This is a genomic window from Solwaraspora sp. WMMD406 (assembly GCF_029626025.1).
In the GTDB taxonomy this organism is placed as follows: Bacteria; Actinomycetota; Actinomycetes; order Mycobacteriales; family Micromonosporaceae; genus Micromonospora_E.
The window spans coordinates 5816353-5836230 of sequence record NZ_JARUBF010000001.1; the positions used below are offsets into that span (position 1 = coordinate 5816353).

The following is a 19878-nucleotide window of genomic DNA, read 5'->3' on the forward strand; positions in this document are numbered from 1 at the left end:
ACGCCATCGGTGGTGTGACGCACAGCATCCCCACCCCAGGTGTGATGTCCCATGACGCGGGAACTCGCCACCGGGTGTGGGGCGACTAAACAGACATGACACGCAGCATCGAGGCGCGCCGGTCGCGCTGGCCTGCGATCCAGCCGTGGCTCGGCACCGCCGTCCGCCTCGGCCTGGCCACCGTCTGGCTGGTCGCCGGCGGCTCGAAGATCGACGACCTGGCGGGTTCCGGCCGGGCGGTCAACGCCTACCAGGTCTTCCCGTACGACCTGGCGATGGTGATCGGCGCCGCCCTGCCGTTCGTGGAACTCACCCTCGGCGTGCTGCTGCTGCTCGGCCTGGCCACCCGGCTGACCGCCGGGGTGTCCGCCGGGCTGCTGGTGATCTTCGTCGCCGGGATCACCTCGGCGTGGGCGCGCGGGCTGCGCATCGACTGCGGCTGCTTCGGGGTGGGCGGCGAACTGAGCGCCGGGCAGAACCCGAGCTACGGCCCGGAGATCGTCCGCGACCTGGGCTTCCTCGTACTCGCCGGGTTCCTGCTGTGGTTCCCGCGCAGTGCGGTTTCCATCGACAGCTACCTAGATCGGCGGTGACGGCCATGAGTCGTCGAGTGGAGCAGAAGCGGGCGGCCAAGGTCGTCCGCGAGCAGATCGCCCGGGAACGGCGGCGGCGGCGCACACTGTGGACGTCGGTCGTCGTCGTGGTCGCGCTGCTCCTCGCCGGCCTCGTCGGCTACGGGCTCTACCAGGCCCAGCGCACCGGTGAGTACACCGCGCCGCCCGGCGCGGTCGCCAACGACTCCGGCATCCCGGTCGGGGACGGGCCGGTCACCGTCGACCTCTACGTCGACTTCCTCTGCCCGGCCTGCCGACAGTTCGAACAGCAGGTCGGCCCGACCCTTGACCAGCTCGTCGCCGATGGCAGGATCACTGTCGTGTACCACCCCGTCGCGATCCTCGACCGGCTGACCAGCACCGCGTACTCGACGCGGGCCTCGGCGGCGTCCGGCTGCGCGGCCGCCGACGGGAAGTTCACCGAGTACGCCGCCGCGCTGTTCGAGCAGCAGCCGGCCGAAGGTGGCGCCGGGCTCACCGACGACCAGCTCGTCGAGATCGGCACCGGCGTCGGCCTGGCCGCCGACAGCTTCGGCAGCTGCGTACGTGACGGCACCTACCGCAGCTGGAGCGGGCACGTCACAGACGAAGCCGGCCGGGCCGGCGTGGCCGGCACACCGACCGTGATGGTCGACGGCGAGACCGTCGGCAGCAGCGCGGACGCGATCACCGCCGCAGTGGACGCGGCCGGCTGACCGATGATCCGTGGTGAACTGGGCACGGCCCCGGCATCGCCGGCCAGAGTGACGTCGGCGGCGCGGATCGGAGCGTCCCTGGCGCTGCTGGCCAGGGTGACGCTGGTGCTGCTGGCCGCAGCGGCGCTGCCGTTGTTGCCGCCGCCCGGGCCAGCGGCGGCGCATGGTGCCGACGCCCCGACGGCCACCGACTATCTGGTCCAGGTCACCGGGGTCACCCCGGCCGTCGACGGACTGCGCGTCCGGGCCGTCGAGGGCGGGGCGCGACTGGAGTTGGCCAACCACAGCGGGCGCACCATCGAGGTGCTCGGCTACTCCGGCGAGCCCTACCTGGAGATCCGGCCCGACGGGGTGTACGAGAACGTCCGCTCCCCCAGCGTCTACCAGAACCGGACTCTCGCCGCGGACACCGCCGTACCCGACGACGCCGATCCCACCGCAGCGCCCCAGTGGCGGCGGGTCAGCGACGAACCGGTGATCCGCTGGCACGACCAGCGCACCTACTGGGCCGAGGGTCAACCGCCGCCGCAGGTGCGCGCCGATCCCGACCACAGACACCGGATCCGGGACTGGACGGTGCCGCTGCGCGACGGCGTCACCCCGCTGGAGGTGCGCGGCACCCTGGACTGGATTCCGCCACCGGATCCGGTGAACTGGTGGACGGCGACGCTGCTCGGCACCGTACTGCTGGCCGGTGTCCTCACCGCCGCGGCGTGGCGCGGCCCGCGAACCCCACGCCGGATCTCGGCCGCGTTACTCGCCGTCGGCGGACTGATCGGCATCGGGTACGCCGTCGCCCGTACCGTGGGCGTCTCCCCGCCGGATCCGGTCGCGCTGTCCATGGCGGTGTTCACCGGGCCGATCTGGACCTTCGCCACCGGGCTGGCCGCGCTGGTCGCCGCCGGCTACGCGTCGACCCGCCGCCCCGCCGCCGAGCCCAACGCCGAATTCGGGCTCGCGCTCACCGGCATCTGCCTGGCAATCTTCGCCGGGGTGGCGAACACGGAGGTCTTCGGCCGCGCGATCGCCCTGGTGCCGGGGCCGACGTCGTGGCCCCGGTTCGCCCTCGCCGCGCTGATCGCTCTCGGCGGTGGTGTCGCGGTCGCCGCGCTGCTGCGGCTGCGCGCGGCCGCGTCGGACTCAGCGGCGGCGGGCGGCGAGCTGGCGGGCGGCAAACGACGGGTCGAACCCGAACGGTAGCTCCAACCGGTGCCGGGCCAGCAGTTCGGAGTCGGTGAGCAACCGCGCCGTCGGGCCGTCCGCGACCACCCGCCCCGCGTCCAGGACCACCGCCCGGTCGCACAGCTCCATCGCGTACGGCAGATCGTGGGTGACCATCAGGATGGTCACCGGCAGCCCTCGCAGGATCTCCGCCAGCTCCCGGCGAGCCGCCGGATCGAGGTTCGACGACGGCTCGTCCAGCACCAGGATCTCCGGGCGCATCGCCAGTACCGTCGCCACCGCGACCCGACGCCGCTGCCCGAACGACAGGTGCAGCGGGGTGCGGTCCCGATGCGCCGTCATCCCCACCGCGGACAGCGCCTCGTCCACCCGCGCCGCCAACTCGGCGCCGCGCAGCCCGAGGTTCGCCGGCCCGAACGCCACGTCCTCGGCCACGGTCGGCAGAAACAACTGATCGTCAGGATCCTGGAAGACGATACCGACGCGCCGGCGCACCTCGGCCAACGTCGCCCGCCGCTCGTCCACGGTCAGGCCGGCCACGCTCACCTGCCCGGCGCCGCCCCCCAGAACGCCGTTGAGATGCAGCACCAGGGTCGTCTTGCCCGCGCCGTTCGGGCCCAGCAGCGCCACCCGACCACCACGCGGCACCGTCAGGTCCACCCCGCACAACGCCTGGTGGCCGTCCGGGTAGGCGAAGTGCAGCCCGCGTACCTCCAGCGACGGCGGATCCGTCGCGTCACCCACCGAATCGCTCATGGCGTTTCCCGTCGTCATCCCAGCAGTGCCACGGCGGCGATCGCCACGGCCGCCACCGGTACGGACGCGGCGGCCGCCCACTGCCCGGCCGACGCCTGGCCGCCGACCCGCCAGGCGGCCGGCATCCGGCCGTCGTACCCCCGGGAGATCATCGCCAGATAGACCCGCTCGCCGCGTTCGAACGCCCGCAGGAACAGTGCCCCGATCCCGGCGGCGAAGCCCCGGACCTGCCACAGGAAACGAGGATCGTCGCCCCGGGAGATCCTGGCGATCCGCATCCGCCGGGCCTCCCCGATCAGGACCTCCAGATAGCGCAGCATGAACGCGGCGATCTGGGTGACGATCGACGGGCACCGCAGCCGGTCCAGACCGACCAGCACGTCCCGGCTGTTGGTGGTGGCGGCCAACAGCAACGAGGCGAGTACCCCGAGGGTGCCCTTGGCCAGGATGTTCCAGCCGCCGTACAGCCCCTCCACCGACAACGACAGCCCCCACCAGCTGACCCGCTCACCGCCAGCCAGGAACGGCAACGCGAACGCGAAGACCACGAACGGCACCTCGATCAACGACCGGCGGGCCAGCCAGCCCGCCGGCACCCGGGCGACGGCGGCGACGGCGACGATCAACACCCCGTACCCGCCGAAGGCCCAGAGTTCCTCCCGTGGGGTGGCCACCACCACCAGGGTGAAGGCCACCATCGCCGCGATCTTCACCTCCGGCGCGAGACGGTGCACCGGGCTCGGTCGATCCAGGTGCAGCAGATGCCCGTGTCCCGCGCCCACCTCGACTCGCCGTTACCTCGGCTCGGCGGAATCGACGGCCGGCCGCCGGCTGCGGGTCAGCCAGAACAGTCCGCCCGCGACCGCGAAGGTCAGCAGCACGCCGACGGTGCCGGCGACCGCCGTACCGAGAAACGAGTTGTCGACGAAGGACAGGCCGTAGTCCGCGAACGGGCTGTCGCTCAACTCGTGCTCCTCGAAACCGCTCGCCATGCAGGTGCCGTCGACGATCTCCTCGTCGGCACCGACCGTGCAACCCTTGAGCGAGGCGGAGTCCAGACCGTCCGGGGAACCAGACGCGAAGTTGCTGACCACCCCGGCGAGCAGCAACGACAGCAGCAGGCCGGCAAGGATGAACCCGGTGTTGCGCTTCATGCCGTACCTCCGGTGGGGATCGTCGCCGGCGAACCGGACGCGCCGGTCGATCCGGTCGGGTTGCCCGTCTTCCGGAGGCCGCGCAGGGCGTACACCAGGTCAGGGCGGGTCTTGGCGACGGTCAGCACGGTCACCGCCGCGATCAGACCCTCCCCGACGCCGATCAGCACGTGCGTGCCGGTCATCAGGGCCAGGACCTGGCCGAGCCCGTAGTCCTGCAGCTGGGTGGTGCCGCCGATGGCGTACTGCAGCACGAAGCTCAACGCGGCGGCGACCACGCTGACCACCGACGCGACGAAGGCCGTCACCGCCAGCCCGGTCGGGTTGCGCGGCAGCACCCGCAACAGGACGAAGATCAGCCCGTACGCGGCGGCGGTGCCGACCAGGGCCATGTTGGTGACGTTCGGGCCGATGGCGGTGATTCCGCCGTCGGCGAACAGCAGCGCCTGCACGATCAGCACGATCGACACGCAGAGCGCACCGACCCAGGGGCCGACCAGCAGCGCGGCGAGCGCCCCGCCGAGCAGGTGGCCGCTGACGCCGGGCAGGACCGGGAAGTTGAGCATCTGGACGGCGAAGATGAACGCGGCGACCAGGCCGGCCATCGGCGCCAGCCGGTCGTCGAGGTCGCGTCGGCCACGGGCGACGCAGTACGCGAAGGCCGCCGCGGCGATGATCGCGTAGCCGACCGCCACGGGGCCGTTGAGCACCCCGTTCTGGATGTGGAGTGCGAGGGGGTTCACGTGCGTCTCCCGAGGAAGGGTCCGGTGATCACCTGGTCAGACTATTTCCGGGCACCGTTCTTGCATAGAGCTTGCAACTGGGTCTTCATGGCGAGACGGTCCGAGGTCGGAGTGCCGGGTAGGCTCCGGGCCATGACTTCCGCCGCCGCCGAAGGCCCCGTCCGCCTCGCACCGGGCGATAACGCCCCGGAGTTCACCCTGCCGACCGACAGTGGTGACCAGCTGTCCCTCAAGGAGCTACGCGGACGCAACGTCGTGCTGTACGCGTACCCGGCGGCGATGACGCCGGGCTGCACCAAGCAAGCATGTGATTTCCGCGACTCGCTCGCCTCGCTGCGGGCCGCCGGCTACGAGGTCGTCGGCATCTCGCCGGACAAGCCAGCCAAGCTCGCCACGTTCCGGGAACGCGACAGCATCACCTTCCCGCTGGTCTCGGACCCGGACAAGAGCGTGCTCACCGCCTACGGGGCGTACGGCGAGAAGCAGCTGTACGGCAAGACGGTCACCGGGGTGATCCGGTCGACGTTCGTGATCGACGGCGACGGGCGCATCGCCAAAGCGCTCTACAACGTCAAGGCGACCGGGCACGTCGCCAAGCTCCGCCGCGACCTCGGTCTCGACTGACCGGCTCCGCCGACCGGTCAGATCCGGCCGCTCGACTCCTCGATGGACGACAATGTCGTACCCGCTCGCTACGTTGCGGGTATGGGGAGACAGAAATACACGCGGGAACAGCTGGCTGCCGCCGCCGAACAGTGCCGCAGCGTCACCGATGTGCTGCGCCATCTGGGCATCCGGGTCAGCGGTGGCTCACATGCACACATCAGTCGCCGCCTGAAGTTCTACGCCATTAACACCTCCCACTTCACTGGGAGCGCCCACAATCGGGGCAAGCGCGGATATTATCGGTTGACTCCGTCGATGCTACTGATCAAACTACCCAAAGGGTCGCGGCGGACGCCGGGATTCCGGCTGAAGCGAGCGCTGATATCGCTGGGCGTACCGGAGCGATGCGCTATCTGCGGAACTGGCACCATCTGGCAGAACGCACCACTGACCTTGCACGTCGATCACATCGACGGCAACTTCCTGGACAACAGGGCGACCAACCTGCGGCTACTCTGCCCCAACTGCCACAGCCAAACGGAGACCTATGCAGGCTCTCGCCGCGCCACGACAATAAGTGAGCCGCCGACTCGGTTCGCAGCGGCCGAGCCGGTCGCCGATCCGCCCCGGCTTCAGCTACCCTATGTCCGGCGAGTAAGATAGAAGAAGCACTTGGGGCCGTAGCCCAATTGGCAGAGGCGTACGGTTTAGGTCCGTATTAGTGCGGGTTCGAGTCCCGCCGGCCCTACGCGACACCGACCAACAGTCGGGGATGGAGTCCAGCGCCCTGCGATGAGTTCCCCACTTTCCGTACAACCGGGCTTCGTGCTGGATCCGCCGCTCGACGACGACCTGCGCGAGCGGATCGTCCGGGTCTGGGCGGACGCCACGAACGCCGGTGGCGCGGTCGGGTTCGTCGCTCCGGTGACCGCCACGGACGTACGACCGACCGCCGAGGCCGCGTTCGCCGGCGTCGCCGCCGGCGTCGATCGGCTACTCGTCGGCTACGACTCCGCTGGGCTGGCCTCGTTCGTCTTCATCACCAGTAACCGATTCGACCTCAAGGAACACTGGCGGGTCCTCAAACGGGTGGTCGTCGCGCCGGACCGGCAGGGGCGCGGCTACGGCCTGGCGCTGATGGCCGAGGCCGAACGAGTCGGCCGGTCACTCGGCCTGGCAGCCCTGCAGGTCACCATCCGGGACGGGCACGGCCTGCCCGCGTTCTATCAGCGGTGCGGCTACCGCGAAGTGGGCCGGCTCCCGGGTGCGCTGCGCGTCGCCGACGGCGACGACCGCGACGAGATCATCATGTGGCGTGACCTGACCGACCTAACCCCACCACCGGCGGTCAGCCGCAGGCCGGCGGCGGATCGGCCGGGGCGGCAGCGGGCGTGACCGCCGAGCTGGCCGCCGCCCCGAAACCCGCTGCTCCGGCGGTTGGCGACGGACTCGCCGAGGCCGACCCGGCGGGCGTTGGACGGGCCGACGGCGACTCGGCGGCCGACGCGGTGTCCGGCGTCGGCGAACGCTCAGCGGACCGACCGGACGTCGATCCGGAACCGGTCGCCGAGGACGAGCCGGCGCCGGCGGCCGGGCCCGATCCGCCGCTGCCGTACAGCCGTACGTCGGTCGTCTGGGTCTGCTCCGGTGCCAGCGTGAGGCCCGACACGCTGGCCTGGTTGCCGGCCACGTCGGTGACCCGCAGCGTGTACGGGCCGGGGCCGAGTCCGTCGTCGGCGAGCCAGTAGTTGTAGTCGTGCCGGACGAGTTCGCGCCATCCCGATCCGGTTCGAGCCTCGACCGACGCGAGCGGGTTGCCGTGATTGGTGACCCGTACGGCGAACCACCATTGGGAAGCGCCTTCTTTGATCCGGAACGCGAGTGGTCCGGTCGGTGGGTCGACCACCGCCCGGTAGCTGACCGGCACGATTCCCTGTACCGGGTCGGCGATGCGGGCGAATGCTTCCCGGGACAGGTCGATGTGGCCGGTGGCGCATTCCGGGCACTGGTCCATGACGACGACCCGTACGGTGCCCCGGGGGCCGGTGACGTCGAGGTACCCGCCGCAGGCGGCGGCGTCGGAGTACTCGGTCGGGCCGAGCGCGACGTGCATCCGGTCGGCCGGGGCGCTGTCGAACGAGCAGTTGCCGCCCTGGCCCTGCGCGTCGTAGAAAGTCGCCTTGCCCTGGTAGGTGCTGCCGCCGGCCGGCGGCGCGGCGCAGGCGGGGCTGGCACCGACCTGGGCGGCGAGCAGCAGGCCGAGCAGGGCGGCACCGGTCGCCGCGCCGCCGCCGGCGAGCCAGCGGTTCCGGGGGGTCCAGCCGGACCAGCCGGTCCTGCGGGCATGGGAACCAGGTCCGTCGTCGGTCACGACCAGTGATGCTGCCGCAGTGCGACGTACCGGGGCAACAGTCCTAAGTGAGACCTAAGAGTCCGCCCCGGACGGCGGCCGCACCGGGTCACCGACGGCGATCCGGCCGGTGCCGTCCGGGATGAGGTTCACCCCGAACAGGACGCCCTTCGGCCCGCGCCGATGCTGAGCGAGGATCCGCAGTGGTTGCCGGCCGCGTTCCCCGGTGTCCTGGTCGGTGGTGGTGACCACGCAGCGGGCGCATGGCTTGGCGACCCGGAACGTGACGTCGCCAAGGTGGATCCGGTGTCCGATCCAGGCGTCCTCGGCCCAGGCCGGTGCTCCGGCGACGACCACGTTGGGGCGGAACCGGTGCATCGGCAGTGGCGCGGCCGGGTCGCCGGACTCGACGAGCCAGTCGTTGACGGCGTCCAGCGACGCGGTGGTGGTCAGTAGCAGCGGGTAGCCGTCGGCGAAGGTGACGACGTCACCGGGGCGGCTGAAGTCCGGGTTGACCGCCCGTACGGTGGGGTCGGCCAGCCACACCAGCCGGGCCGGCCGGTCGAGCAGGTCGCCGAGCCAGTCGTGGAGGACCGGTGCGGCGAGCCGGGCCGGCACCGGGGCCTGGTTGCGGAACACCCGGACCATGACCGACTGCCCCTCGACCGGCGCGGTGACGTCCAGGGTCGCTCGGTCGGCGCTGTGCAGGGTGAGGCCGGCCGTGGTGATCCGGGGGTGGATGGTGACCAGGGCGGGGACCTCCCGCTGGGTCAGCGCGACGCCGTCGGGGTCGACGATCGCCCACCGGCGGTCGCCGGCCAGGCCCCAGGGTTCGACCTGCGCGTCGTCGTGGTCGAGCCGGCGGCACCCCTTGACCGGGTACGTGTGGAGCGCGGCGACCCGCACACCGCCCACTTGAGACCCACTCACCACGTCGGGCCGAGCCGGGTACGGGCCGGGGAGCGTCGGAGCCTGGTGCGATCCACGGCAGGTTTCTACCACAGCTGACAGATTGCCGAGTGAATGAATTAATGCATACAGTGGCGTGGTGAATGACAGTGAGGTCATGCCGGCCGCGTCGGCCGAACGGGTACTCGACCTGTTCACCGGGGTACGGCTCACCCCGACCCAGCGACGGATCGCGCACAGCCTGGTGCAGCACGCCGGTTCCGCGGCCTTCCTGTCCGCCGCCGAGGTCGCCGAACTGGCCCGGGTGAGCCAGCCATCGGTGACCCGGTTCGCCATGGCACTCGGCTACGACGGCTACCCGGCGCTACGGCGGCGGCTACGCGAATTCGCCACCAGCCCGGCCGACGCCGCCACCGTACCGTCGGGTGCCACCCGGCGCGGCGGGCGGCCCGCCACTCGACCAGGCGACCGATTCGTCACGGACAACGAGATGCAGCGGGCGATCCGCGCCGAGGCCCGACATCTCAGCCAACTGGCCGACCAACTCGGCGAACGTGACCGGCTCACCGCGGCCGGCACGGTCCTGGCCGGCAGCACCCCGCTGCCAGTGTTGGGCCTGCGCGCCGCTGCCGCCCTCGCCACCTACTTCGGCTTCTTCGCCGCCAAGGTCCGCCCTGACGTACGGGTGTTGGACAGCGGCGGGAGCCTGCTGCCGGAACGCCTCGAGCAGGCGCGCGCGGCGGGAGCCACCGCGCTGCTGGCGATCGTGCTCCCCCGCTACCCCCGGGAGGCCGTCGACGCTCTCGCCGAGGCCCGGGCCATGGGCATGGCGGTGGTGTTGATCACCGACTCGGCGTTGAGTCCGGCCGCCGAACACGCCGACCTGGTGTTGCCCGCCCCCGTCGGTGACCAGTTGGTGTTCGACCTGCACGCCGCTCCGATGGCCCTGGCGATGGTGCTGCTGCAGGCGATCTGCGACGCCGCCCCCGGGGAGGCGCAACGCCGGCTGGAGCAGTTCGAACGCTCGGCCGCCCACCGCAACGTATTCGTCGGCTGACGGCCGACCGACCACTTTCGTCGGCTGACCGCCGACCGACCCACGCAGGCCGGAAGACAGGGGAAGGACGCATGGCAGAACCGATCCGGGCGGCCCGAGGTGCCACCCGTACCGCTCGGGGATGGCCGCAGGAGGCGGCCGTCCGGATGCTGATGAACAACCTGGACCCGGACGTCGCCGAACGCCCCGACGACCTGGTCGTCTACGGCGGCACCGGCCGGGCCGCCCGGGACTGGCCGTCCTACCATGCCCTGGTCCGCACCCTGACCGACCTGCGCGACGACGAGACGATGCTGGTCCAGTCGGGGCGGCCGATCGGCGTGCTGCGCACCCACGAATGGGCGCCCCGGGTGCTGCTGGCCAATTCGAACCTGGTGGGCGACTGGGCCACCTGGCCGGAGTTCCGCCGGCTGGAACAGCTCGGGCTGACCATGTACGGGCAGATGACCGCCGGCTCCTGGATCTACATCGGCACCCAGGGCATCCTGCAGGGCACTTACGAGACGTTCGCCGCGGTCGCCGCCAAGCTGGCCGCCGGACCAGCAGGCGAAGCCAAACTGGCCGCCGGACCAGCCAGCGAAGCCGAACCAGGGCCGGTGGACGTGCCGGCCTGGGCAGCCGGCGCCGGTACGGCCGACCTGGCCGGCACGTTGACCCTGACCGCCGGCTGCGGCGGGATGGGCGGCGCGCAGCCCCTCGCGGTCACCATGAACGGTGGGGCCTGTCTGATCGTCGACGTCGACCCGCAGCGGCTCGCCCGCCGGGTCGCCACCGGCTACCTGGACGTCGTCGCCGGATCGCTGGCCGAGGCGGTGACGCTGGCCAGTGCCGCCCGCCGGGAGCGCCGGGCGCTGTCGGTCGGTGTGGTGGGCAACGCGGCGACGGTGTTTCCCGAGTTGCTGGCCGACGGCGTCGAGATCGACGTCGTCACCGATCAGACCAGTGCCCACGATCCGCTGAGCTACGTACCGGAAGGGGTCGACCTGGCCGAGGCGGCAGCGTACGCCCGCCGCGCTCCGCAGGACTACACCGACCGGGCCCGCGAGTCGATGGTCCGGCACGTCGCCGCGATGGTCGGGTTCGCCGACGCCGGCGCGGAGGTGTTCGACTACGGCAACTCGATCCGCGCCGAGGCCCGGCTCGGCGGCTACGACCGGGCGTTCGACTTCCCCGGCTTCGTCCCGGCGTACATCCGGCCGTTGTTCTGCGCCGGCAAGGGCCCGTTCCGCTGGGCGGCGCTCTCCGGCGATCCGGCCGACATCGCCGCCACCGACCGGGCGATCCTCGACCTGTTCGGCGACAACGAGGCCCTGGCCCGGTGGATCCGGTTGGCCGGTGACCGGGTCGCCTTCCAAGGGCTGCCGGCGCGGATCTGCTGGCTCGGGTACGGCGAACGGGACCTCGCCGGGGTGCGGTTCAACGAAATGGTGGCCCGGGGTGACCTGTCCGCGCCGGTGGTGATCGGCCGGGACCACCTCGACTGCGGCTCGGTGGCCTCGCCGTACCGGGAGACCGAGGCGATGGCGGACGGCTCGGACGCCATCGCCGACTGGCCGCTGCTGAACGCGCTTGTCAACACGGCCAGCGGCGCGTCCTGGGTGAGCATCCACCACGGTGGCGGGGTCGGTATCGGCCGGTCGTTGCACGCCGGGCAGGTCTGTGTCGCCGACGGGTCGGCGCTCGCCGGGGACAAGATCGAACGGGTGTTGCGCAATGATCCCGCGATGGGCGTGCTGCGGCACGTCGACGCCGGATATGCCGAGGCCCGCGAGGTCGCCCGGCGGTACGACGTACCGGTGCCGATGGACCGCTCGTGATCGACCAGGATCGGCTGCTCGACCGCTTCCGTCCGCTGTGGGCGGAGCTGGCGGAGATCGGCCGGGACCCGGACACCGGCGGCTATCTGCGGTACGCCTGGTCGGCGGCGGAGCTGGCCTGCCGGCGGTGGTTCGTCGACCAGGCGGCCCGCCGTGACCTGACGGTGTCGGTCGACGGCAACGGGAACCTGTGGGCGCGGTGGTTGCCGGACGGGGTGGATCCGGCCACGGCGGCGGTGGTCACCGGCAGTCATTTCGACTCGGTGCCGCACGGCGGCGGGTACGACGGTCCGCTCGGCGTCGTGTCGGCGTTTCTGGCCGTGGACGAGCTCCGCGACCAGGGTTTCGTCCCCGGCCGGCCGATCACCGTCGCCGCGTTCGTCGAGGAGGAGGGGTCCCGGTTCGGGGTCGCCTGTCTGGGTTCCCGGTTGCTCACCGGCGGTATCGCACCGCGACGCGCGCTGGCGTTGCGGGACCGGTCCGGGGTGAGCCTGGCCGAGGCGATGGCGGCCGCCGGAGCCGATCCGGCGGCGGCGGGGCCGGACCCCCAGCGGCTGGCCGGGATCAAGGCCTTCGTCGAGCTGCACATCGAGCAGGGTCGGGCGCTGGTGGACCTGGACGCCCCGGTCGGGGTGGCGAGCATGATCTGGCCGCACGGCCGGTGGCGGCTGGAGGTCTCCGGCGAGGGCAACCACGCCGGTACGACGCGGATGGCGGACCGCCGTGATCCGATGCTGACCTGCGCGTACGCGGTCTTGGCGGCGGATGCCGAGGCCCGCCGGCTGGGCGCGCACGCCACGGTCGGCCGGATCGAGGTACGGCCGAACGCGACCAACGCCATCCCGGTCCAGGTCCGGTCCTGGTTGGACGCTCGTGCGGCCGACGCCGCGACCTTGGCCGAGCTGGTCGAGGCGGTCGTGTCCCGGGCGCACGCCCGGTCGGTCGCCGACGGGACCACGGTAACGGTCGTCGCCGAGTCGGCCAGCCCGCCGGTGGAGTTCGATCCGGGCCTGGCCCGCCGGCTGGTCGACGCCGCGTCGACGGCGACATCGGACGTGCCGGCCACGACATCCGCCGTGCCTGGGTCCACGCCGGTGCCGGTGTTGCCGACCGCCGCCGGACACGACGCGGGGATCCTCGCCGGCCACGTACCGACCGCGATGATTTTCGTCCGCAATCCGTCCGGCGTGTCGCACGCCCCCGCCGAGGCCGCCACCGACGCCGACTGTGTCGCCGGGATCCGGTCGCTCGCCGCCGTCCTGGCCGAACTGGCCGCGCGGTGACCGGAACCAGCCCACCCATGAGGTGGTACGCCGAGTATGCCTGGCTGGGCGGGCCGCAGCCGGTCGCCGACGTCCTGATCGAGGCTGAAGCGGGCCGGTTCACCGCCGTCACCGCCGGGCTGGCGGGACCACCGGCCGGGGTGCACCGGCTGGCCGGCGTCACCCTGCCCGGACTGGCCGACGTGCACTCCCACGCCTTCCACCGAGCGCTACGCGGACGCACCCACGACGACCGGGGCAGCTTCTGGACCTGGCGGGAACGGATGTACGCGGTCGCCGGCCGGCTCGACCCCGATACGTACCTGGCGCTGGCCCGGGCGGTCTACGCCGAACTGGCCCTGGCCGGGGTGAGCTGCGTCGGCGAGTTCCACTACCTGCACCACGACCAGCGAGGACGCCCGTACGCCGACCCGAACGTGATGGCCGACGCGCTCGCCCGGGCCGCCGCCGACGCCGGCATCCGGATCACCCTGCTGGACACCTGCTACCTGGTGGCCGGATTGGACGGCGCGTCGCTGACCGGGGCGCAGCGCCGGTTCGGCGACACCGACGTCGCGGCCTGGGCGACGCGCGCCGAGGCGTGGCGGCCGGGCGGCGGGCACGTCCGGCAGGGCGCGGCGATCCATTCGGTACGGGCGGTGCCGGCGGCGGCGTTACCCGAGGTGGCCGACTGGGCGCGGCGGCACGCGGCACCGTTACACGTGCACCTGTCCGAGCAGCGGGCCGAAAACGAGGCATGCCGGGCCCGGCACGGGCTGACCCCGACCGGGTTGCTGGCCGGGGCGGGCGTGCTCACCCCGGCGAGTACGGCGGTCCACGCCACCCATCTGAGTACGGCCGACGTGGCGTTGCTCGGTGCGGCGGGCACCGGGGTCGCGTTCTGCCCGACGACCGAACGGGACCTGGCCGACGGGATCGGGCCGGCGCGGGCGCTGGCCGACGCGGGCTGTCCGCTCAGCCTGGGCAGCGACAGCCACGCGGTGATCGACCTGTTCGAGGAGGCGCGGGCGGTGGAGCTGCACGAACGGTTGCGCACCGAGCGGCGGGGCCATTTCGGTACCGGTGACCTGCTGACCATGGCGACCGGGGCCGGGCACGCCGCGCTGGGCTGGCCGGACGCTGGCCGGATCGCTGTCGGTGCCCGCGCCGATCTGGTCACCGTACGGCTGGACAGTGCCCGTACCGCCGGGGTCGACCCGGCCGGCCTGGTCTTCGCGGCGACCGCCGCCGACGTCACCGACGTGGTGGTCGACGGGCGGCGGGTGGTGACCGGCGGGCGGCACGAGTGGCTCGACGTACCGGCCGAGTTGGCGGCGGCGGTCCGGGCGGTGACCCGGTGACGTCGCCCAGCCTGCTGGTGGACCGGATCGGCGAACTGGTCACCAACGATCCGACGCACGGCGGCGGTCCGCTCGGGCTGCTCGCCGACGCGGCGGTGGTCGTCGCCGCCGGCCGGATCGCCTGGGTCGGTCGGTCGGCGGACGCCCCGGCCGCCGACCGGCGCCTCGACGCCGAGGGCCGGGCCGGGCTGCCGGGCTTCGTGGACAGTCACGCCCACCTGGTGTTCGCCGGTGACCGGGCGGCCGAGTTCGCGGCCCGGATGGCGGGTGCCCGTTACGACGGCGGCGGCATCCAGGTCACCGTCGCGGCGACCCGGGCCGCCGACGACGACGTGCTGCGCGCCACCGTCGGACGGTTGCGGGCCGAGGCGCTGCGGCAGGGCACCACCACGATCGAGATCAAGAGCGGGTACGGCCTGACCGTCGCCGACGAGGTCCGGTCGTTGCGGGTGGCGGGTGAGTTCACGGCGGAGACGACGTTCCTCGGCGCGCACGTCGTGCCGGCGGAGTACGCCGGTCGCGCGGACGACTACGTCGAGCTGGTCACCGGCGCGATGCTGACCGCCGCCGCGCCGTACGCCCGTTGGGTGGACGTGTTCTGCGAACGCGGCGCGTTCGACGGCGACCAGGCCCGGGCGGTGTTGGCCGCCGGTGCCGCCGCCGGGCTGGGGTCGCGGGTGCACGCCAACCAGCTCGGTCCCGGGGCCGGGGTGGCGCTGGCGGTGGAGCTGGGCGCGGCCAGCGCAGACCACTGCACGCATCTGTCCGACGCGGACGTGGCCGCGCTGTCGGGGTCGGCCACGGTGGCGACGCTGCTGCCGGGGGCCGAGTTCGCCACCCGGTCGCCGTACCCGGATGCCCGCCGGCTGCTGGACGCCGGGGCGTCGGTGGCGTTGGCCAGTGACTGCAACCCGGGTTCGTCGTACACGACGTCGATGCCGTTCTGTGTCGCGCTGGCGGTCCGGGAGATGGGCATGACGCCGGCGGAGGCGGTCTGGGCGGCGACCGCCGGTGGCGCGCGGGCGTTGCGGCGCGCCGACGTCGGTGTGCTGCGTCCCGGTGCCCGGGCCGATCTGATCCTGCTCGACGCGCCGTCCCACCTGCACCTGGCCTACCGGCCGGGGGTGCCACTGGTCCGTCAGGTCCTGCACAACGGAGTACCGACATGCCCACCGTGACCATTCAACCGACCGGGATGACCGCCGAGGAGGTGCGGGCGGTGGCCCGCCACGACGCGCGGGTGGAGTTGAGCCGGTCCGCTGTCGCGGCGATGGACCGCAGCCGGCGGATCGTCGACGCGATCGAACGCGACGGCCGCCCGGTGTACGGCGTCTCGACCGGGTTCGGCGCGCTGGCCAGCAGTTTCGTCGCGCCGGATCGGCGGTCGGAGCTGCAGCACGCGCTGATCCGTTCGCACGCGGCGGGGATCGGCGCGCCGATGCCGACCGAGGTGGTCCGGGCGATGCTGGTGTTGCGGGCCCGGTCGCTGGCGCTGGGCCGCTCCGGGGTACGGCCACAGTTGGCGCAGGCCCTGCTGGATCTGCTCAACCATCAGGTGACGCCGTGGGTGCCGGAACACGGCTCGTTGGGTGCCTCCGGAGACCTGGCGCCGTTGGCGCACTGCGCGTTGGTGGTGCTGGGCGAGGGTTGGGTGCGCGATCCGGCGACCGGCGGGCGGGTCGACGCGGCGGCGGCGCTGGACCGGGCCGGGCTGGCCCCGATCGAGCTGGCCGCCAAGGAAGGCCTGGCGTTGATCAACGGCACCGACGGGATGCTCGGCATGCTGTTGCTGGCGATCGCCGACGCCCGGCATCTGTTCACGATGGCCGACGTCACGGCGGCGTTGGCGATCGAGGCGATGCTCGGCTCGGACCGGCCGTTCCTTCCCGAGTTGCACGCGATCCGCCCGCATCCCGGCCAGGCGGTCTCGGCCGCGAACATCCACCGGCTGTTGCAGCGTTCGGCGGTGATGGATTCGCATCGGGACGATCTGCTGCACGCCGTGCAGGACGCCTACTCGATGCGGTGTGCCCCGCAGGTCGCGGGCGCGGCCCGGGACACCTTGGCGTTCGTCACGACGGTGGCCGGCCGGGAGTTGGGGTCCGTGGTGGACAATCCGGTGGTGCTGTCGGACGGCCGGGTGGAGTCGACCGGCAACTTCCACGGCGCGCCGTTGGGGTTCGCGGCCGATTTCCTCGCCATCGCCGCCGCCGAGGTCGGGTCGATCAGCGAGCGCCGGGTGGACCGACTGTTGGACGTCAACCGGTCGCGGGACCTGCCGGCGTTCCTCTCCCCCGATCCGGGGGTCAACTCGGGTCTGATGATCGCCCAGTACACGGCGGCCGGGATCGTCGCGGAGAACCGCCGGCTGGCCTCACCGGCCTCGGTGGATTCGGTGCCGACCTCCGGGATGCAGGAGGACCATGTGTCGATGGGCTGGGCCGCCACCCGCAAGTTGCGGACGGTGCTGGACAACCTGACCAGCCTGTTGGCGGTGGAGCTGCTGGCCGCCGTACGCGGGCTGCAGTTGCGGGCTCCGCTGCGTCCGTCGCCGGCCGGGCAGGCGGCGGTGAAGCTGGTCGGCGGTCTGGCCGGCGAGCCCGGTCCGGACGTGTTTCTCGCCCCGGTGTTGGAAGCCGCCCGCACCGTGATCGCCGGCCGCGAGTTGCGGACGGCGATCGAGGCCGACCTGGGCCCGTTGCACTGATCGCCGGCCGTTCCCGACCGGACGCCGGCCGCGCCCGGCCGGCCCACGGGGCGCGGCCGTTGGCGTTCCAGCGTCAGTTGCCCCGGCCGGTCAGTTGCCCCGGCCTGTCAGATGCCCCGGCCGGTCAGATGCCCCGGCCACGGCGGTGCAGGGTACGGAGCACCGTGTCCGGGCGCACCGCCCGGCTGGCCACGGCAAGGGCGAGATAGGCGCGGGGTTCCCGCGGGTTACGGGCCAGGGTGTGTCGGGCCCAGCGCAGGGCGCCTCGACGGTGCCCGGCCGCCGCCTGAGCGAAGGCGATCTGGCCGGCTACCCGGGCTTCCCCCGCCGGCTGGGTGGCGAACTCGGGATAGCGTTCCAGCAGCCACTGCAGGGCGGTGGCGATGGTGTCCCAGCGTTGCGCGAAGTAGGAGCGTTTGTGCCAGCGCACCAGCACGTACGGGGTCCTCAGGTTGACCAGTGGCGCGCTTCGGGCGGCCCGGAGCAGGAACTCGTAGTCTTCGGCGTAGCTGCCCGGGATCTCCTCGTCGACCAGCCCGAAGCCGCCGATCAGGGCGCTGCGTCGGATGAGGAACGTCGACGGATGCAGCTCGGTCATCCGGTCGCGTAGCAGCGCGGCCAGTGGCACCCGGTCGGCGTCGAGGATCCGGTCGGTGGTGGTGCCGTCGTAGCTGACCCGGATGCCGCAGCTGACGAACTCGCCGGTCGGGTCGGCGGCGAGCGCGGCGACCTGGGCGCGGAGTTTGCCGGGCAGCCAGCGGTCGTCGTCGTCGCAGAAGGCGACCAGTGTGCCGGTGGCGGCGAGGATGCCGCTGTTGCGTGCTCCGGCGAGACCGGCGGTACGGGTGTTGCCGATCACCCGTACCGGCCGGTCGGGGTCGTCGCTGGCCAGGGTGAGGTCCGGGGTGGACTGGTCGTGTACGACGACGACCTCGACCACGCCGGGATAGTCCTGGTCCCGGATCGCGGCGACGGTGTCGCGTAGCAGTTCCGGACGGTCCCGGGTGGGGACCACGACGCTGACGGTGGCGGCGTCGGCAGGTACGCCGTGCGCCGCGTCGACCGCCTCGGCCGGTACGCCGTGCGCAGCCTCGGCCGGTACGCCGTGCGCCTCCCCGACTGCCTCGGCCGGCTGCTCTGCGGCGCTCAACGGGAACGCCAAGCGAGGATTCGACGGGAAGCACGCGCGGAGATCAGCTCTTCGACGATCCCACCGACCCGGGCCACCGCTTCCTGCCGCGCGGCCCGCCCGCCCGTGTCGGACGCGACGGCGAAGCGGGTCGGCTCCCGGAGGCCGGCGTCGAGCGCGGCGGCCAGTTCGGCCTGGGTTTGGCAGAGCCGGATCAGTCCCGCGTCGGACAGTCGACGGGCGAACAGCAGTTGGTGGTCGTCGACGTGCTCGCCGTGGGCCGGGTCGCGGGGGACGACGATCGGCAGATGCCGGTGCCGGCGGGCCTCCAGGATGGTGGCCGGTCCGCCGTGGCACACCACCAGGCTGGCTCCGGCCATGGCCCGTTGCAGGGCGTCGTGGTCGAGGAACGCGGTGGCTTCCTCGAACCTCGGCGCTCGGCTGTGCCCGTACTGCACATGCACGGCGGCCCGGCCGGCCGCTGCGGCCTGCCACTGCTCCAACCAGTCGATCAGCCGATCGAAACGATGCCGATCGGTGCCGACGGCGACGAGCACGGTGGGCCGGTCGGCCGGGGTACGTTGCCGGGGTATCCGCACCGGGACGTTTTGCAACCTGGCGCCGGACAGCGCGGATTCCGTCACGGAATACTCCTCCGTCTGGTGAATCAGTCGCCTATGACAGCTGTGTTACATTGCCGTGCGCAAATGAATTTTCCTACAACAGATGTCCCACGACTGTCGCCTCCGGGTACTGCCGGCGCTGCTCCTCCCACTGCACGAGCATGGCCGAGAGAAACGGCCGGCACAGCCGGGCAGTGAGCGTAGGGGTATCAATCCGGTCATACACCTCGATGTAGACCGTCGGTATGCCGCGCAACCAGGAGACCACCACGAACGGCAACGCGACCCCGGCCCCGGTGGTGACCACCGCCGACACCTTGCGCCGTGCGAGAATCCGTACGGCGAGGATCGCGTTGCGGAGGAGATTCCGGACGTTTCTCGTGGTGGGGTGATACGCCCACACCACGTCCTCGTCACGCAGCGACGAGACGGCGTCAGGCGTGTCGAAGGTGACCCAGCACCGCCGCCGGGTCGCGTACCACCCCTCGAGGGCGAGCAACTGCGCGAGGTGACCACCGCTGGATCCGACCAGCAGAACCGTCGCGGCGTCGTCGACGCCGTCCACAACGTCATCCACGTTGTTGGCCACAGACGCCCCCAGAGTTCACTAGCCGGCCAACTTTCGTTAGGACAACCAAGATATAAGACGGCGAGCCAAAAATAAATTGGCGGCCGCCGCTTGGCAGAAACCCGTCAGTTGATCGACACCGCCACCACCGACCCACCTGCGGCGACCAGCGCGATCACCAGTCAGGGCGGGCCGGAGGCGGCAATGCGGCGGCTTTGACGCTACGCATCCACGAACATGAAGGATTCTCTATCGAATCAATAGGATTCATAGGATCCATTACCCCGGAACCACCAGTCGCCATCAGGCAGGATCCGCTACCGGCGACGCCAGATCGGACCAGCA

The 19878-nt window shown here is 72.1% G+C and carries 21 protein-coding genes and 1 tRNA gene; 13 read left to right on the forward strand and 9 right to left on the reverse strand.

From position 1 onward, the window contains the following. Window positions 1-95: 95 nt before the first annotated feature. Genes O7632_RS25820 through O7632_RS25830 form a run of 3 tightly spaced genes read left to right on the forward strand, consistent with a single transcriptional unit; the run spans window position 96 to window position 2509 of the window. Window positions 96-593 carry a MauE/DoxX family redox-associated membrane protein gene (locus tag O7632_RS25820; RefSeq protein ID WP_278117959.1) on the forward strand — a complete coding sequence of 166 codons (498 nt, stop codon included), beginning with the start codon at window positions 96-98 and terminating at the stop codon, window positions 591-593. 5 nt (window positions 594-598) lie between these two features. Continuing rightward, entirely contained in the window at window positions 599-1309 is a 711-nt protein-coding gene (locus tag O7632_RS25825; protein ID WP_278117961.1) for a thioredoxin domain-containing protein, read from the forward strand. A 48-nt stretch (window positions 1310-1357) separates the two neighbouring features. After that, the gene (locus O7632_RS25830) at window positions 1358-2509 is read left to right on the forward strand and encodes a hypothetical protein (RefSeq protein WP_278117962.1); all 1152 of its coding nucleotides are present in this window, start codon (window positions 1358-1360) and stop codon (window positions 2507-2509) included. Here O7632_RS25830 and O7632_RS25835 read toward each other — a convergent pair. Genes O7632_RS25835 through O7632_RS25850 form a run of 4 tightly spaced genes read right to left on the reverse strand, consistent with a single transcriptional unit; the run spans window position 2450 to window position 5144 of the window. Further along, a complete protein-coding gene (locus tag O7632_RS25835) occupies window positions 2450-3247 on the reverse strand; it encodes an ABC transporter ATP-binding protein (protein WP_278117964.1) in 798 nt (265 codons plus the stop codon). The genes O7632_RS25830 and O7632_RS25835 overlap by 60 nt on opposite strands. 14 nt (window positions 3248-3261) lie before the next feature. Then, a complete protein-coding gene (gene cbiQ / locus O7632_RS25840) occupies window positions 3262-4029 on the reverse strand; it encodes a cobalt ECF transporter T component CbiQ (RefSeq protein ID WP_278117965.1) in 768 nt (255 codons plus the stop codon). Window positions 4030-4041: 12 nt separating this feature from the next. After that, window positions 4042-4401 (reverse strand): PDGLE domain-containing protein, encoded by a 360-nt coding sequence (locus O7632_RS25845; protein ID WP_278117967.1) that lies wholly within the window; start codon window positions 4399-4401, stop codon window positions 4042-4044. Further along, a complete protein-coding gene (locus O7632_RS25850; RefSeq protein ID WP_278117969.1) occupies window positions 4398-5144 on the reverse strand; it encodes an energy-coupling factor ABC transporter permease in 747 nt (248 codons plus the stop codon). The genes O7632_RS25845 and O7632_RS25850 overlap by 4 nt, the downstream gene beginning before the upstream one ends. A 132-nt stretch (window positions 5145-5276) precedes the next feature. Between O7632_RS25850 and bcp the strand changes: the two genes are divergently transcribed. From bcp to O7632_RS25870, 4 genes are all read left to right on the forward strand, one after another. After that, window positions 5277-5768, forward strand: coding sequence for a thioredoxin-dependent thiol peroxidase (bcp, locus tag O7632_RS25855; protein ID WP_278117971.1), 492 nt, complete (start codon window positions 5277-5279; stop codon window positions 5766-5768). Window positions 5769-5810: 42 nt separating this feature from the next. Next, window positions 5811-6413, forward strand: a complete 603-nt coding sequence (locus O7632_RS25860; protein WP_278117973.1) for an HNH endonuclease signature motif containing protein — start codon at window positions 5811-5813, stop codon at window positions 6411-6413. An 11-nt stretch (window positions 6414-6424) separates the two neighbouring features. Then, window positions 6425-6498, forward strand: a tRNA-Leu gene (locus tag O7632_RS25865). A 44-nt stretch (window positions 6499-6542) separates the two neighbouring features. Next, entirely contained in the window at window positions 6543-7145 is a 603-nt protein-coding gene (locus tag O7632_RS25870; protein WP_278117975.1) for a GNAT family N-acetyltransferase, read from the forward strand. On the opposite strand, the gene O7632_RS25875 is transcribed toward O7632_RS25870, so the two are convergent. Further along, on the reverse strand, window positions 7099-8121 hold the full coding sequence (locus O7632_RS25875) for an expansin EXLX1 family cellulose-binding protein (RefSeq protein ID WP_278117977.1): 1023 nt from the start codon (window positions 8119-8121) through the stop codon (window positions 7099-7101). The two genes, O7632_RS25870 and O7632_RS25875, sit on opposite strands and share 47 nt — an antisense overlap. 54 nt (window positions 8122-8175) lie before the next feature. Next, the gene (locus O7632_RS25880; protein WP_278117978.1) at window positions 8176-9006 is read right to left on the reverse strand and encodes an MOSC N-terminal beta barrel domain-containing protein; all 831 of its coding nucleotides are present in this window, start codon (window positions 9004-9006) and stop codon (window positions 8176-8178) included. Between the two features lie 160 nt (window positions 9007-9166). Between O7632_RS25880 and O7632_RS25885 the strand changes: the two genes are divergently transcribed. The 6 genes from O7632_RS25885 (at window position 9167) to hutH (ending at window position 17213) form a co-directional block, all read left to right on the forward strand. After that, window positions 9167-10066 carry a MurR/RpiR family transcriptional regulator gene (locus O7632_RS25885; protein WP_278120396.1) on the forward strand — a complete coding sequence of 300 codons (900 nt, stop codon included), beginning with the start codon at window positions 9167-9169 and terminating at the stop codon, window positions 10064-10066. Window positions 10067-10137: 71 nt separating this feature from the next. Continuing rightward, entirely contained in the window at window positions 10138-11883 is a 1746-nt protein-coding gene (hutU, locus tag O7632_RS25890; RefSeq protein WP_278117980.1) for a urocanate hydratase, read from the forward strand. Beyond that, window positions 11880-13166: an allantoate amidohydrolase gene (locus O7632_RS25895; RefSeq protein ID WP_278117981.1), complete on the forward strand. Its 1287-nt coding sequence runs from the start codon at window positions 11880-11882 to the stop codon at window positions 13164-13166. The genes hutU and O7632_RS25895 overlap by 4 nt, the downstream gene beginning before the upstream one ends. A gap of 17 nt (window positions 13167-13183) precedes the next feature. Continuing rightward, window positions 13184-14506, forward strand: a complete 1323-nt coding sequence (locus tag O7632_RS25900) for a formimidoylglutamate deiminase (RefSeq protein WP_278117983.1) — start codon at window positions 13184-13186, stop codon at window positions 14504-14506. Continuing rightward, on the forward strand, window positions 14503-15684 hold the full coding sequence (gene hutI, locus O7632_RS25905) for an imidazolonepropionase (RefSeq protein WP_278117985.1): 1182 nt from the start codon (window positions 14503-14505) through the stop codon (window positions 15682-15684). Before O7632_RS25900 ends, hutI begins: the two co-directional genes overlap by 4 nt. Further along, window positions 15672-17213 (forward strand): histidine ammonia-lyase, encoded by a 1542-nt coding sequence (hutH, locus tag O7632_RS25910; RefSeq protein ID WP_278117986.1) that lies wholly within the window; start codon window positions 15672-15674, stop codon window positions 17211-17213. The genes hutI and hutH overlap by 13 nt, the downstream gene beginning before the upstream one ends. A gap of 124 nt (window positions 17214-17337) precedes the next feature. Here the strand turns inward: hutH and O7632_RS25915 are convergent, their stop codons facing one another. The 3 genes from O7632_RS25915 to O7632_RS25925 form a co-directional block, all read right to left on the reverse strand. Then, window positions 17338-18228: a glycosyltransferase family A protein gene (locus O7632_RS25915; RefSeq protein ID WP_278120398.1), complete on the reverse strand. Its 891-nt coding sequence runs from the start codon at window positions 18226-18228 to the stop codon at window positions 17338-17340. 131 nt (window positions 18229-18359) lie between these two features. Continuing rightward, window positions 18360-18956 (reverse strand): glycosyltransferase, encoded by a 597-nt coding sequence (locus O7632_RS25920; RefSeq protein WP_278120400.1) that lies wholly within the window; start codon window positions 18954-18956, stop codon window positions 18360-18362. 103 nt (window positions 18957-19059) lie between these two features. Further along, window positions 19060-19542 carry a UDP-N-acetylglucosamine--LPS N-acetylglucosamine transferase gene (locus O7632_RS25925; protein WP_278117989.1) on the reverse strand — a complete coding sequence of 161 codons (483 nt, stop codon included), beginning with the start codon at window positions 19540-19542 and terminating at the stop codon, window positions 19060-19062. Window positions 19543-19878 lie beyond the last annotated feature (336 nt).

Coding starts and splice junctions, on each gene's coding strand:
- O7632_RS25845 (WP_278117967.1), bottom strand. CDS start 4,401: ATGAAGCGCAACACCGGGTTCATCCTTGCCGGCCTGCTGCTGTCGTTG.
- O7632_RS25900 (WP_278117983.1), top strand. CDS start 13,184: ATGAGGTGGTACGCCGAGTATGCCTGGCTGGGCGGGCCGCAGCCGGTC.
- O7632_RS25835 (WP_278117964.1), bottom strand. CDS start 3,247: ATGAGCGATTCGGTGGGTGACGCGACGGATCCGCCGTCGCTGGAGGTA.
- bcp (WP_278117971.1), top strand. CDS start 5,277: ATGACTTCCGCCGCCGCCGAAGGCCCCGTCCGCCTCGCACCGGGCGAT.
- O7632_RS25885 (WP_278120396.1), top strand. CDS start 9,167: ATGCCGGCCGCGTCGGCCGAACGGGTACTCGACCTGTTCACCGGGGTA.
- O7632_RS25870 (WP_278117975.1), top strand. CDS start 6,543: ATGAGTTCCCCACTTTCCGTACAACCGGGCTTCGTGCTGGATCCGCCG.
- O7632_RS25820 (WP_278117959.1), top strand. CDS start 96: ATGACACGCAGCATCGAGGCGCGCCGGTCGCGCTGGCCTGCGATCCAG.
- hutH (WP_278117986.1), top strand. CDS start 15,672: ATGCCCACCGTGACCATTCAACCGACCGGGATGACCGCCGAGGAGGTG.
- O7632_RS25825 (WP_278117961.1), top strand. CDS start 599: ATGAGTCGTCGAGTGGAGCAGAAGCGGGCGGCCAAGGTCGTCCGCGAG.
- O7632_RS25860 (WP_278117973.1), top strand. CDS start 5,811: ATGGACGACAATGTCGTACCCGCTCGCTACGTTGCGGGTATGGGGAGA.
- hutU (WP_278117980.1), top strand. CDS start 10,138: ATGGCAGAACCGATCCGGGCGGCCCGAGGTGCCACCCGTACCGCTCGG.